The sequence below is a fragment of the Chryseobacterium viscerum genome (genome assembly GCF_025949665.1).
Taxonomy (GTDB): domain Bacteria; phylum Bacteroidota; class Bacteroidia; order Flavobacteriales; family Weeksellaceae; genus Chryseobacterium; species Chryseobacterium viscerum_A.
Map to the genome: position 1 here is coordinate 1,746,437 of NZ_JAPDFT010000001.1, position 14,028 is coordinate 1,760,464.

Annotated in this window: 15 protein-coding genes; 4 read left to right on the forward strand and 11 right to left on the reverse strand. The window is 36.4% G+C overall.

The annotated features are described in order from the left end of the window. Positions 1-59: 59 nt before the first annotated feature. Both OL225_RS07945 and OL225_RS07950 read right to left on the reverse strand, forming a co-directional pair. The gene (locus OL225_RS07945; RefSeq protein WP_264517876.1) at positions 60-2,444 is read right to left on the reverse strand and encodes a TonB-dependent receptor; all 2,385 of its coding nucleotides are present in this window, start codon (positions 2,442-2,444) and stop codon (positions 60-62) included. Between the two features lie 208 nt (positions 2,445-2,652). Continuing rightward, positions 2,653-2,937, reverse strand: a complete 285-nt coding sequence (locus tag OL225_RS07950; RefSeq protein ID WP_047374658.1) for a bacteriocin-like protein — start codon at positions 2,935-2,937, stop codon at positions 2,653-2,655. Between the two features lie 448 nt (positions 2,938-3,385). On the opposite strand from OL225_RS07950, the gene OL225_RS07955 reads away from it, so the two are divergent. Then, positions 3,386-4,174 (forward strand): LexA family transcriptional regulator, encoded by a 789-nt coding sequence (locus OL225_RS07955; RefSeq protein WP_047374660.1) that lies wholly within the window; start codon positions 3,386-3,388, stop codon positions 4,172-4,174. 285 nt (positions 4,175-4,459) lie between these two features. Here OL225_RS07955 and OL225_RS07960 read toward each other — a convergent pair whose 3' ends face one another. Further along, entirely contained in the window at positions 4,460-5,176 is a 717-nt protein-coding gene (locus OL225_RS07960) for an aspartate/glutamate racemase family protein (protein WP_264517877.1), read from the reverse strand. A gap of 85 nt (positions 5,177-5,261) precedes the next feature. On the opposite strand from OL225_RS07960, the gene OL225_RS07965 reads away from it, so the two are divergent. After that, entirely contained in the window at positions 5,262-6,680 is a 1,419-nt protein-coding gene (locus tag OL225_RS07965) for a PLP-dependent aminotransferase family protein (RefSeq protein ID WP_264517878.1), read from the forward strand. A 92-nt stretch (positions 6,681-6,772) separates the two neighbouring features. Here OL225_RS07965 and OL225_RS07970 read toward each other — a convergent pair whose 3' ends face one another. From OL225_RS07970 to OL225_RS07980, 3 genes are all read right to left on the reverse strand, one after another. After that, positions 6,773-8,170, reverse strand: a complete 1,398-nt coding sequence (locus OL225_RS07970) for an alkaline phosphatase (RefSeq protein ID WP_264517879.1) — start codon at positions 8,168-8,170, stop codon at positions 6,773-6,775. 76 nt (positions 8,171-8,246) lie between these two features. Beyond that, positions 8,247-9,449 (reverse strand): GTP-binding protein, encoded by a 1,203-nt coding sequence (locus OL225_RS07975; protein ID WP_264517880.1) that lies wholly within the window; start codon positions 9,447-9,449, stop codon positions 8,247-8,249. Positions 9,450-9,454: 5 nt separating this feature from the next. Continuing rightward, positions 9,455-9,793: a MerC domain-containing protein gene (locus OL225_RS07980; RefSeq protein ID WP_047374678.1), complete on the reverse strand. Its 339-nt coding sequence runs from the start codon at positions 9,791-9,793 to the stop codon at positions 9,455-9,457. Positions 9,794-9,879: 86 nt separating this feature from the next. On the opposite strand from OL225_RS07980, the gene OL225_RS07985 reads away from it, so the two are divergent. Next, positions 9,880-10,269 carry a Fur family transcriptional regulator gene (locus OL225_RS07985; RefSeq protein WP_047374680.1) on the forward strand — a complete coding sequence of 130 codons (390 nt, stop codon included), beginning with the start codon at positions 9,880-9,882 and terminating at the stop codon, positions 10,267-10,269. 72 nt (positions 10,270-10,341) lie between these two features. On the opposite strand, the gene OL225_RS07990 is transcribed toward OL225_RS07985, so the two are convergent. The 3 genes from OL225_RS07990 to OL225_RS08000 all read right to left on the reverse strand — a co-directional run bounded on the left by OL225_RS07990 (position 10,342) and on the right by OL225_RS08000 (position 12,517). After that, positions 10,342-10,827, reverse strand: coding sequence for a hypothetical protein (locus OL225_RS07990; RefSeq protein ID WP_047374682.1), 486 nt, complete (start codon positions 10,825-10,827; stop codon positions 10,342-10,344). A gap of 86 nt (positions 10,828-10,913) precedes the next feature. Further along, positions 10,914-11,258, reverse strand: a complete 345-nt coding sequence (locus OL225_RS07995; RefSeq protein WP_047374684.1) for a hypothetical protein — start codon at positions 11,256-11,258, stop codon at positions 10,914-10,916. A gap of 44 nt (positions 11,259-11,302) precedes the next feature. Next, positions 11,303-12,517, reverse strand: coding sequence for a hypothetical protein (locus OL225_RS08000; RefSeq protein ID WP_264517881.1), 1,215 nt, complete (start codon positions 12,515-12,517; stop codon positions 11,303-11,305). Between the two features lie 215 nt (positions 12,518-12,732). On the opposite strand from OL225_RS08000, the gene OL225_RS08005 reads away from it, so the two are divergent. Beyond that, positions 12,733-13,227, forward strand: a complete 495-nt coding sequence (locus OL225_RS08005) for a hypothetical protein (protein ID WP_047374688.1) — start codon at positions 12,733-12,735, stop codon at positions 13,225-13,227. A gap of 61 nt (positions 13,228-13,288) precedes the next feature. Here the strand turns inward: OL225_RS08005 and OL225_RS08010 are convergent, their stop codons facing one another. Together OL225_RS08010 and OL225_RS08015 are read right to left on the reverse strand one after the other, a co-directional pair. Further along, a complete protein-coding gene (locus OL225_RS08010) occupies positions 13,289-13,516 on the reverse strand; it encodes a hypothetical protein (protein WP_264517882.1) in 228 nt (75 codons plus the stop codon). Between the two features lie 18 nt (positions 13,517-13,534). Further along, positions 13,535-13,996, reverse strand: coding sequence for an NUDIX hydrolase (locus OL225_RS08015; protein ID WP_047374692.1), 462 nt, complete (start codon positions 13,994-13,996; stop codon positions 13,535-13,537). Positions 13,997-14,028 lie beyond the last annotated feature (32 nt).

The window sequence follows — 14,028 nt, forward strand, 5'->3', positions numbered from 1 at the left end:
ATAATGATTTAAAAAATCTTCGGCTGTCTTTAAATGACAGCCGAAGAGATACTATTGATTTATATACTGATTTTCACGCCTGCTGAAATATTAATTCCAGAAAGTGGGCTTAGAAATTTTAACTGAGAGTTCTGGAGTCTTGCCTCGCTGTTCAGGAGATTATTTCCAATAATATAATATTCCAGATCACCAATGCCCAGACTGCTGTCCTTATAAGAAATGCGGGCATTAAGTAGTGAAAAAGCCGGCATTGGAAGTTCAGGATTAATATTCTTTCCTAAATATTTTTGTTGTAAATAATGATCTAAACTGAGATTCAGGCTGAAGTTCTGCAAAGTCCCTTCCAGATTGAATCCAAAACGGCTTGTAGGCATATTAGGCATATAATCACCATCACTCCATTTCCTTATGGAGCTGTCGGCAACACTTATGTTTTTTACCAAATCATAATATCCGCCTATCTCCCACTTTCCTATTTTTCCAAAATCTGCTTTATAAGAGGCTTCTGCTTCAATGCCGTTGATTTCTGTATCATCGGAACGCCATTCTTTTACAAGGAAAACTTCTCTGGAAATTCCGGTGTGGGCAAGGTAAATATAATTTTTATAAGAAGTATGATACCAGTTGGCCGATACGCGGAGGTTCTTCAGGTTTAGGCCTCCTCCTATTTCTACCGTATTGGCAGTCTCTTTATCCAGTTTGTCATCACCATTTTCTTCGGTAAGAATAGCAAAATGATTGTTTCCTGAATACAGTTCATTCACTTCTGGTGCTCTTTCGGAATGGTTGTATTGTACTTTTAGATACCCTTTTTTAAAGATATTCCATTGAGCAGAACTGTGGAATTGATGAAGCGTAAAGTCTCTGTCACTGAGTTTTCCCCCGGAAAGCCCCCGGCTTCTGACATACTTATTATCTGCTTCTGCCCTTCGTTGTACGTGATCGTTTCTATATCCAAGATCCAGCTGAATACTATTAAAATCAAGATGTTGCATCGTAAAGACTCCAATTTCGCGACTTATATTGTTGGGTAAATATCTCTGGCCACCACTTCCTTCCATATCTCTGTATTGAATTTCAAGACCTGTAGTTCCCGTAAGAAATTTTAATTTCTGTTGTGCGATTTCCAGCCGTCCATTGTGCTGGTTCACAGCAAACTGATTGGCACGGTAACGGTCCAGAAGTTCTGCGTTTTTTGAGAATACACCCATATAATTCAGTTTTATGCTTGAAATTGGAGAATTTGTAAACTTGTAGCCGGCTTCAAACATGGCTTTATGAGATAAGCTTCTGATATTGATCGGAAGATACTCTATTTTTTGCTGTGGCTTTCCATGAGTATGTTTTGGGATTTTAGGGATTGCATAGCCAGGAACACCAAAATATGAATAAGAATTCTGATAAGCTCCTCCTGCATACAATGATTTCCCTATATAACTGGTTCCTACATAAAATGAATTACTTTCCGAATGACTATTGGGAATAACTCCATCTTTTGTCTCTACATAATCTTTGATTCCGTTTACTTCACTTTTGTAATGATCTGTAGAAGGATCCTGGCCGGGAATATACAGGTCGTTCTTTGGATTAGGATAAGTTTTACCGTCTGCAGGATTATAATAGGTGGGACTGAATGTATAAAGATCATCTTCAGACAGCTCATAGTCTATCATATGATCTTTAGCGAACTGGCTGATGTAGGGGAAAAGGCTCTTGTTGAGTACCCGTCTTGAATTTACATTTATCTGGCACAATGACTGCAAAATACTGTTGAAGCCTACCAGATTGGGATCATAACATCTGCTGTCTTTTGATTTTCCGGGAATTCTAACTATTTCCTGCTTCTGATTGGATGCTCCTATAGTCCACACCCAGTTTTTAGCAATGATACCTTTAGCAGAAAAGGCTTGTTTCTGCCCACTATTGCTTCCACCTTCCAAAAGTCCTCTGAGATTTATCTTTTTATCCGGTAATTGTCTGGCAATATAATCTGTTTCAATATCTATCGCTCCTCCAATAGCTTTTCCTCCATATAAAACCGATGCAGAGTTTTTGTAAATAGTAATATTTTGAACAGCATTCATCTCTATATCAGTATTAAAATCCGGGCTTATTCCGGAAAGATCATTAACTGCAGTACCATTTTCCAATATTTTTACGCGGTTTCCACTTAGACTTCGAATAACGGGAGCTCCAGCATTAGGACCATATCCGGAGTTCTGTATGCCGGGGATTTTGCTTAATGTTTCTCCTAATGTATTGGTTTGAATAAAATCTAGTTTTTTTCTTGAAATATTGACAGAGTTATAATTTGTTTTTCCCTGTACCTGAACAGGTTCTATATCCTTTACATTTTTTTTTTCATGGTTAATTTTCTGAGCTTTCAGAATGGAGGGTGAATAAATTAGCGAGCTTCCCAACAAAAAATAAAAGGTCCTTTTCATGTGCATATACTTTAATGATCCGGCAAAGCTAGACAATTAAATTCATTAACGCAACATAGTTGCTTTAATTAGTTTTTATAGTAAAGAACATAAGACGAATCTAAATAATTAATTTAAAGTATTTTAAATTGTATTTTATTTTCTGTATGGATATAAAAAAATCCGCTCTGAAAAGAGCGGAATGATTTTTAATGTCTATTCTTACTGATTAGCAAGTAGAACCACACTCAAGTAATTTGATGTGGATTACACCATTTACAACACATTGTGTTTGGCATAATGCGTTAGTTACGACAGTGCTTACACCACCAACTACACCACCAACAGTAGATCCTACGCCAGTAACTACACCACCAACGATAGTACCTACTCCGCCTACTACTCCACCAACTACACCTCCTAGTCCACCTAGTAAAGTACCAATTGGATCTAGTAATCCATTACCTGAAATAGCTTTTAACTCGTTTCTGTCTAATTTTTTTAAGTTTTTCATAACTATAATTTTATATGATTATTACATCACGAATATATGAATAATAATATTACAATTGCAAATTATTTTCAATAAATTAACTATATCTTTTTATTATTTAATATTTCATTAATATAAGTGTATTTTAGTGAAAATATGATTTTCACTTATATGTGATTGATTTACTAAATGTTAAAAATAATAACTCAATTTGTGAAATTTAGAGTTATTATTTTTGTACTAAATTATATTTATTAATGATTATTGTTGAAACTATGTAGAGCCTTCTAAATTTGTTCAGAAATCAATTTTTAACGTGCTAAAATTGACTGTTCAGGTATGAAAATTTCTTCGTTTTAGTAAAAATGGAGACTTGATCAGTCAAATTTCATTATATCTTATAGGAAAACCTGCTTCGGTGGTTGGTAGCGCATTCAAATTTTGTATTTTTGCTCACATACTTTTATCAATGTCAATTTTTTCAAATAATATACGCTTCTTAAGAGCCAAGAGAAAGCTCTCTCAACAAAATGTAGCCGATGAACTGATGATCTCCAGAGTCCGGTATTCAAAATATGAGAACGGAATATCTGAACCTCCTATCGAACTTCTTATAAAAATTTCTAAATATTTTCATGTAAGCATTGATCTTATGCTGTCCGTAGATATCCAGAAGTACCCTATGGATGATATGCTGAAACTGCCGGACAACAGAATTGTTCTTCCGGTAGCGGTAGATACCCATGGAAATGATACGATAGAGATTATCCCCCAAAAAGCTTCTATGGGATATCTTGAAGGTTACAGTGATGTAGATTATATTGAGAGCCTTCAGCGTATTGCTCTTCCCTTTCTTACTAATGGAAAATACAGGGCATTCCCTGCAGATGGAGATTCTATGCCTCCATTCAGAAACGGTTCCTATATTGTAGGAAAATATGTGGAAGGAATCAATGATTTGAAACAGGGGAAAACCTATGTTTTTGTAACGCTGAATGACGGGATTACCTATAAACGTTTTAAGGAAAGAAAAGAAAACTCAATCTGTGTAAGCGCTGATAACTCTTTTTATGAGCCTTATGAAATTCCGTTTGAAGAAGTTGTAGAAATCTGGCAGTATGCTTCAGGAATTTTTCCGGAAGATTTCGAGCCTGGTGACTATGAAAGTTATAATTTTAAAGAAATGTTCCGTGAGCTGAGACAGGATATCAGAGATCTTGATAAAAAGGTTTCCGGCCGCCGCAGAAAACAGTCTTAATATTACATTATAATATGCTCCTGATTTTATAAGTCAGGAGAATATTATAATATATCTGATCTTGCTGTTTGAGATATTCTTAAAATCCCAAAGGTTACTTACAACCAAAAAATTGAGGTATCATATGCCCTCTTGTTATATCGGAGATCGAAAAAGTAGCAATGGGTATTATGAAAATAAAAAGTACCATATCTAAATAATATGGTACTTATATTTGAAACCATTAATAAATCGAACTCATTGATTATTATTGGTTTCTTTTGAATTGAACTGTATTTTAGTGTTTTATGAGGCTGCTGTTATGTTGTGCTTTGAAACGGCAAATGCTACAGCTGCATCTACATGAATCTGAATGGTATCAAATACCGGAACAGAGACATCTTCCTGTTTGATCAGAAGTGGAATTTCTGTACAGCCTAAAATAATCCCCTCTGCTCCACGGTCTGTAAGCTCCTGAATAATCTTAAGATAATTTTTTTTGGTTTCAGGATTAATAATGCCTCTGCTTAATTCATTTCTTAAAATATCCTCTATATAATCCCTGTCTTCACTTTTCTCAGGAATAAGAGGTTCCAGACCACTTTCAATTAGTTTATTCTTATAAAAATCAAGCTCCATCGTATAGCTTGTCCCTAATAAACCAATTTTTTTTAATCCTTTTCGTTTAACGGCATTGGCTGTAGCCGTTGTAATGTGGATGAGTGGTAATCCTATTTTCTCTTCAATCCTGTCGGCAACAATATGGGCTGTGTTGGCACAAAGTACAATAGCTTCTGCTCCTGACTTTTTTAAATTTTCGGCGGCATTATACAGAAGTTCAAAAGTCGCATCCCAGTCGTAATCTGCATTAAATTGCTGAAAATGGTTAAAGTTGACAGAATATATAATACATTCCACAAAATTCAATCCACCTAATTGCTGATTAATTCCTTCATTTAAAAGACGGTAGTAGTCTAAAGTAGAAGCCCAGCTGATGCCTCCTACCAATCCTAATTTTTTCATATTCTTCTTATTTTTTTGTTCAGTAAAAGTAGATATCTTTGTTATATTGTAACAGATACAAAAAACGAATATATTAGTATAACAGATGAAAGATTTTCAATACATAGCACTTGCAGATCAGTTTGAGATTTCCATCAATAACGGAACGTATCCCGTGGGGGCCAAACTTCCATCATTACGCAGTATCCGGCAACAATTGAAAATAAGTGTCGGGACTATTCTGAAAGCTTTCACTTTATTGGAAGATAAAGGTCTGGTAGCCGGAAAAGAAAGGTCGGGATTTATTGTGCTCCGAACCTCTGTTTCTTCTGTAAGTCTTCCAAAGCAGTCAGAAAATAGCACCCTTGCTCAAAAAATAGCGATTGGAAAAGTGTTACAGGAAGTATCATTTCCTGATTCGGAAAACAAATCTTATGTTTCATTTTTTAATGCTGTTTTACATCCGGATTTTCTACCTTTTAATGCTTTGCGGAGAAGTTTACAGCAGGCTTCCAGGGATTTAACAGGCCGGCATTTACAGTATGAGCCTGCTGTAGGAAATAGTCAGTTGAGAACCGAAATTGCTCAAAGGTCTTTCCTTTGGCAGGGTAATCTGTCGGCTGATGATGTGGTTATTACGAATGGTGCTTTGGAAGCAGTCAATCTATGTCTGCGAGCTGTAGCAAAAGCGGGTGATACTGTACTTGTGCAGTCCCCAATTTACCATGGTATATTGCAGACAATAGAAAGCCTTGATCTTAAAATAATCGAATTTTCCGGTTGTCCTTTGACCGGCATCAATATTCAGGAATTGGAAGAAATCTGCAGCAAACAAAGAATTTCTGCATGTCTTTTAATTTCAAATTTTAATAACCCAAATGGAATTACTTTAAATGATGAAAAGAAATCAGCAATAGCCGCTTTTGCTGAAAAAATGGAAATTCCGGTCATAGAAGATGATATTTATGGAGACTTACATTTCCAGACACAACGCCCAACAACTATAAAAAGCTATGACCATCATGGCTGGGTTATGCTTTGCTCTTCTTTTTCTAAATCGGCTGCACCTGGTTACAGAATCGGATGGTGTGCTGCAGGAAGGTTTACAGAACAGGTGATCAAATTGAAAACTGTTACTAATGTTGCAACGGCAAGCATTGTACAGTCTTCTTTGTTGCAGTTGCTGAAAACAGGAGCCTATGACCGTCATCTGCGCAAGCTTCGGCCTGAACTGCATAGACTGATGCTACTGACTATTCAGGCAATAGAAAAATATTTTCCTACTGATATCCGGATGAGCCGGCCCGAAGGAGGTTTGGTAGTGTGGATAGAGCTGCCTGCCCATATTGATGTGTTTGAACTTCAGAAAAAAGCCATTGACCAGTTTGTAAATTTTGCCCCTGGACCGCTGTTTTCCAATAGCGGGGATTATAGAAACTATATCCGGATCAGCTGCAATAATGTTTGGAATGATAAAGTAGAAAATGCACTGAAAAGATTGGGAGATATTATAAAGAGCATGTAAGTGAATAATGATGGATACATAAAAAACAAGGCGGACACACTCAATCCGCCTTGCACTCTCCCAAATAATTAAATATGAAAAAATATGAATGTCTATATCAAACAGGCTTTCAGCATAAGATCATGCAGGTCTGTATTTTTAATAAAAGGCTGTAAATGTTCATTTCCAGGCCCATAAGCTGCCACTTCCACATAATCTCCCGAATGATCCATACTGATCCACCCTACTGAATTTCTGCTTTTCTGAATTTCTGAATAAAGCTTGAAAGGCAGTTTTTTATAATTATAAAGCCCTTCTTCTTCTTTTTCAAGTCCGTTGTAGAAACTCAGAAGATGTTTGGCTTCATCATCATTCAGAATGATTTTGTTGCCTTCATAGATCCAGTCTTTAATGTCTTTTACTGAATAGTCTTTCTGAATCTTGTTCAGAATATATTCGTTGGTATATTGATATTCTGAAATACTGTTAAACTTTTTGGTAGCATCAGTTCCGTAAATCGTTCCGGGATTGGCATTACCATGATCTGTAGTAATGATAACTAATGTATTTCCGTCTTTTTCGGCAAAATCCATTACTGTTTTTACAGCCTCATCAAATGCCAGCTGATCGTGAATGAGTGCTGCTATATCATTGGCATGGGCTGACCAGTCTACTTTTCCGGCTTCTATCTGAAGGACAAAACCGGTGGGATGATCTTTCAACTGATCAATGGCGGTCTTTGCCATTTCAGCAAGAGTTGGTGTATTTTTAAATTCCGGAACATGAACTCTGTCAATACTGTAAGGGAGTGCTCCTGAGTTGAATATTCCTAATAATTTCTCTCCTTTTTTGATTTCTTTCAAGTCGTTTTGTGTTTTTAGAATCCTGTATCCCTTTTTGCTGTACACAGAATAGAGATCTTTCTTGTCTTCTCTTTTTGCTGGATTGAAAAATTCATCTCCGCCTCCTAACAGCACATCCAATTCCAGGTCTGCATACATTTCAGCGATTTGGGGTTCTGCATTTCTTTTTGAAGAATTTACACAGAATCCTGCAGGAGTGGCATGCGTAATGGTAACGGTTGTCACACAGCCTGCTTTCTTTCCTGCTTTTTTATATTGCTGCCATATGGGAAGATGTTTTTCACCGTTGGCCCCCATGTTCAGGACTCCGTTCTTCACTCTTATTCCTCCTCCGAAAGCGGAACTTGCTGCAGCGGAATCAGTTACAATAGAACTTGCAGAGGCAGTGTCCATCAGAGCTCGTGTCACTTTTTTCTCATGATACAGATTGAGCCAGTTACTCCCTTTTCCCAAAATATTCCGGGAATACAGATCAGCCATTGAAAGTGTTCCAAGACTCATTCCGTCACTTACCATAAAGATGATATTCTTTGCTTTTCCTTTCTGGGGATTTTCTACAGTTTTCCCGAAGCTCCAGAGATCAGATGGTGATAAGGTCAATAACCCTGAAAGTAATGCTGAACCTTTTAGAAATTTTCTTCTGTCCATATTGTGTTGAAATAAGATGATAAGTTGTTGTATTTAGTTTTTTATCAAACCAAGTTGCATCAATTAAAGGTTAATTTTAAATATTCTTTGGGAAAGGATCTTCAAAAGGTTGTTTCTGATCAAGCAGTTCTTTTTCCTGTTCATTAATAAGGCAATGCTGGAGGTCTGATAACATTTGATCTTTATCCAGGTTCTGCCCAATAAATACAAGCTCATTGATTCTGTCACCCCAGTTTTTATCCCATCTACTTTCTATAAATTCCTGATTTTCTGCAAATGAAGAATACTGTACCCGTTGGTTCATGGGCATGCTGCCCCACCATACCCCAGCCTTTTCCAGACGGAAAGAACCTCCGGCCTGGGAAAAATTCAAAGCATCGTCTGGTCTTGAGGCCAGCCAGAATAACCCTTTTGCCCTTATTGTTCCTTCAGGATAATGATGATTCAAATAGTTCCAGAGTCTCACAGGATGAAATGGTTTTCTATCTCTGAAAACCAGTGAGCTGATTCCATATTCTTCAGTTTCAGGCGTATGATGTTCAGATTGCAATTCTTTTTGCCAGCCAGCTGAAGATTGTGCTTTATCAAAGTCAAAAAGCTGCGTATTTAAAATCTGCTGAGGTTCAACCTTACCAAATTCTGAATGTAGAATGACAGCATCAGGATTTAATTTTTTAATGGCAGCTTTTAAAAATCCAAGTGTTTCAGAGTTGATAAGATCTGTTTTGTTTAAAATAATCACATTCGCAAACTCAATCTGGTCTGTAAGAAGATTGACAATTGTTCTGTAATCTCCTTCCATATCGGTAAGATCACGATCCATCAATAGTTCATTGGACCCGAAATCTTTCATAAAATTGAAACAATCCACTACAGTTACCATTGTATCTACATAGCTGAAACGGGAAAGGTCTATTCCACTCTCATCATCAATATAGGTGAAGGTTTGGGCAACCGGAATAGGTTCACTGATTCCTGTACTCTCTATCAATAGGTAATCAAAACGATTTTCGTGAGCAAGACGTTCAACTTCTATCATCAGATCTTCGCGGAGTGTACAACAGATACACCCATTGCTCATTTCTACTAACTTTTCTTCTGTTCTTGAAAGAGTATTTTGATTTTCAACAAGACGGGCATCAATATTAACTTCGCTCATGTCATTCACAATGACAGCTACTTTCAAGCCTTGTTTATTATGGAGAATATGATTGAGCAATGTGGTTTTTCCAGCTCCCAAAAAGCCACTGAGTACCGTTACAGGAAGTTTCTTCGTCATGTATTTTAATGTTTATGATTTTTAAAATTGATGATATGGCCAGTAATTAAACCTGCAGCTCCAAAATAGATCAGAGGAACATGAATTTCAAATATCAGGTCGATAAGTACAGAAATAAAAATGAGAGAAACTGATATCCAGAATAAAAGTTTCAGCCAGTGGTTGGTTATTTTTCTGGTTACCCTGAATACGACAATGGTACCAATACAAAGGAAACCTAAATCAATATAGGGGTTATGTGATATTCCCAAAGGAACAATCAGTAATAACGGAAAGACTATACAATGAATCAGGCATAAAACAGCAGCGGAGATTCCTACAGCATCAAGAATTTTTGACTTCATAATAGTATGGATTAATTTTCTTATCGTAACTTTGTTGCAAAAGTATAAATAAAAATTCAAATAACGCAACTTTGTTGCATTAAAATATGAAACAAGTTAGAAATACGCATGCTAAAACTGAAATTTTAAGTCTTATCAATGACTCAGAAATAGCCCTTACCCACTCAGATATTCAAAAAAAATTGGGTGATCTATGCAATAGGGTAACGATTTACAGAGTATTGGAAAGACTTGAAAATGAAGGAGCTATCCACAAGATTGTTAATATTGACGGGGTGGTGAATTTTGCGAAGTGCAGTGGAAAATGTACTCATGAAAAGCATTTTCATAATCATGTTCATTTCAACTGCAAAGAATGTAATTCTGTAACGTGTATTGAAAATGCAATTCCGGAAATTAGTTTACCGGAACATTTTATTGCACAGGAATACAATTTTATCATCAGCGGGATCTGTCCGAAATGTGCTGATGCTTAGAATGATATATAAAAAGCCAGGCAGATTCGCTAATTTGCAAGTCTGCCTGTTTTTATCACAATGAAATTTCGACTATAAAGAAGAGATATAGACTTCTATTTTGGTACCATCATAATTGAATGTGCCATCAGAATTTCTTTTGCCTAATACCCATTTCATATCTACAGGTACAGACCATGCAGATCCTAATGAAAATCCGTTAACAGATCTTATTTCATTTCCTTTTCCTGTTGTAACCGCTGAATGAAACCAGCTTTTATCAATAAGTCTGTAGAAACCAATAGCTTTTCCTGCAGGAATGGGTGAATATCCGTCCCACTTTTCTCCTAAAGGATAGTTAAATACAGTTAACCATTTTTGTCCGGCTGATTCTGCCAGCTGAGCAGGACTTATGGAGGCGCCACGCATATACAAAGCATAGGCTACCACATCATGACATACTCCACTGTTGTATTTCGAAATATTCTCTGCTCCTGAGAGAATAGCATGAGCAACGGGTGCTCTTTCTGATAGGGATAGCTGAGCCTTCCTGGCTCCTTCCGGTGTAATAAATGACATATAATATTTTGTTTGGTAGTGTAAAGATACAGCTTTATATTTAATCACTCTTGTTGGAGAATTGGACTGGATTTTTTAGCACATCATTAGTCTTTTATAAATTCCAGTAAGCGTTGTCTTGTAATTACCTGGTTTCCTCTATAAAAATCATCATCATCCAGTCGGGCCAGTGATGCGGTGGATTGTTCAGAAAGCCATATAACAAATGATTCTCTGTTTTTAAAAACCGTTGGAACTGAAAAATCAATCCCATCATAAAGTTCTCCGTATAAAAATTGATTTTTTTCATCCATTTTCATAGCCATTCCGCAAAAATCACGGTGCCGATATCCAAGTAAATATCCTTTTTGTAGTTTGTCAGCAACAAGTTCTGCTATTCTGTAGCCCAATAAAGCAGTGTCAGAAGCTAAGAAAATAGGATCATTGATCATGAAATATAAATATTAGAAATTGAACATATTATGATTAAATATATCTAGCAATAGTACATACATTCGTAGCTGAAAAGTTTTCCCTCTTTAAAAGTAAAAATAAAGAGTCCTGCATCTCCGTTCTGGATGTAATATTCGTGTGGGGACGAAATCCAGCGTGCAGACAGCATATCACCAAAACGGGTTACAAAATTTCTTTCATCATAATGGGAATCCATACGTTCATTTCCCAAAACTAAAATTTCACCATTACTGAAAGACATTTTATAGATACTTCCGGAAACTTTTCCTTTATATTCTTCAAAAGCAATAATGATATTGGGTGTTCTATAGAAATATTGAGGTTCCCAGCCACATTCCGGCATGTTTGGAATATCTTTAATCTTCTGCATCTCCAGCTGCTTCATCTGTGCACCTGTAATTTTTCCGTCAAAAAGGGCAGTTTCCTTCCATATAAAATGTAGGTTTAAAGCTTTAAGTTTTTTTTCATAAGCTTTAGCTTCTGGTTTTTTTCCAAATTGATCTGCAAGAAGAAGCTCAAAGTCAATATCTACTTTTGAGTTTTCTACATTGGTATTGGCATATGACTCTTTCCAAAAGTTTAAGGCTTGTTTAAGATTTTTATCTTCCAGCCATGCCATTTCACGTAGTCTTCCAACCTGAGCCAGTTCTTTTTCCTTGTCTTTACCCTTTACTGCCAGATAGTCTTTCAGAACTTTTTCGTAGGTAAGTTCAGCACCCAGATATTTCATTTGGATATATTCGGGATTTTCGTGGAAATGATCCCCAATATAGATCCAGCCATCCTGATATAAAGGCACATAATCAATACAGACCATTTCATTTAAAGATGCTTTCCTTACCGGGATGCTTTCTGTTGTAGAAGCTTTCCGTACACGCAGTTCCGATACCTGTACATAGAAATGCGGACATTGGAATCCTTGTGATCCTCTATTGAAATATTGGGCAGGTTCTCCGGAAGACTTTTTACCACGCATCGTTTTTTGTAAAGACTGGCGGTCTATAAAACCAATATCGCCATTGCTTACCTGTACTTTGTATTGTGTTCGGGTGGAATCGAGAAGGTAAACAGGTGCCTCGGTAGAAAACACTCCCAGAAGATCCTTATTATTTCCCTGATCACGGTAAAGGTGTCCCCATTCGGATGTATAAACCGGTTGTTGGCCGGGGCTCTGAGCCATAGTATTGTAAAAGCAACAATGAATGATGCTGGCTCCTAATAATATCTTTTTCAACATATAATAATTTGTATAAGGCAAAAATCACCGGTTTTAACAGGTAGATTCGTTATTGTAATAGAGTTATTCCCATCAAAAATACTGAAAAATGAAGGGTTGTCCTATACTTATTGTTATTCAGAATGGGTATAAATTCCATCCTATTCACCTACTTCCATTGGGTAGAGTAAATAAAAATACTATTTTTATCGGCCAAAAAAAATTAAAGACTAATTATGCCGACTGATGCTTCTCATAAGCTGATTCCGATGACAACTTTCGTGTTGGAATATTATTCACACGAAGGATATGCTGATCTTCAGATTTTGAATCTGATGAATAATTATGCCAATTTTTTAAAGAAGCGCCTGACTCTTGGAATGTTTGTTCCTTTAGATCGTGAAGGAAATATTCTGAAAGAACCCAAAAATTATACGGAATGGAAGTCTCTCGATCATAATGACGGGAAAAGAACAGATGTTGCAGGATTTGAAGAATATGCCGAATATCAGAAGGCAGAACAGAACTGTATGTTTGAAGGTTTTAAAGTAGACTATAACGGATATTCAAAAGTGAGAATCATTGCTTCATATGATGCTTCCATTGAATTATCTTTTAATAAGAACGACCTGATTCCTTCAGGATATCATGATGTAGAATCACTTACCGTTTTTGATGACATCTTTTTAACATCGAGCGCATTAAAAGCGATAGGAATAATAAAGAGGTGAAACTTTAATATATAATGAAAAACGTTTATCAGTCTGATAAACGTTTTTTTGTTTTGATATTTTATCTTACACATTCTCCTGAATGGCAGTGATAGCCTGAAGGACACTGTCCGTTGATACAGGGACCCGCTGCATCAGGATAGCATCTTTCATCTGCGCGACAATGAGAATGAGGAGGACATAAGGAAAGCAGATTTCCAAAACAGATGCCTACAGGAAGAGGAAGATTCAGCTCTATACCAATTTTTCCCACAATGTTTTTTAATGTTTTTCTGTTTAATTTTTTCATGGTTTTTGTTTTAAGGTGTTATTGTTTTTTTACTATATTTTCAAGTTCTGTTATGAAACCTTTCTGTGCCGTATTGATCCGTTGCTGTGCTTCTTCTGAAGCAAACCATTCCCATTGATCTACTTCGGGAATTTCTATTATTTTGCCGGATTTGGGTGGCCATTCCATAGAGAAGGTATTGCTGTAAAGTGCTGAAGTATCAATATGCCCCTCCAATGCCCAGGCGTAAACTATTTTTCCTCCTTTTTGCTTAATGGGTGACAACTCAATAAAGTTCCCTTTCACTGTTTTTCCTGTTTCTTCTTTAAATTCCGTTAATGCACGTTCCAATGGATTTTCATCTGGAAGCAGCTCTCCTTTTGGAATAGACCATGCTTCCAGGTCTTTATTTTTCCAGAAAGGCCCGCCAGGATGAACAAGAAAGTAATACAGACTATCTTTTTCTTTTTTAAAAAGCAAAATACCCGCACTCGTTTTCATGGGCTTAAAGGTTTGATTATTAAAGATATGAA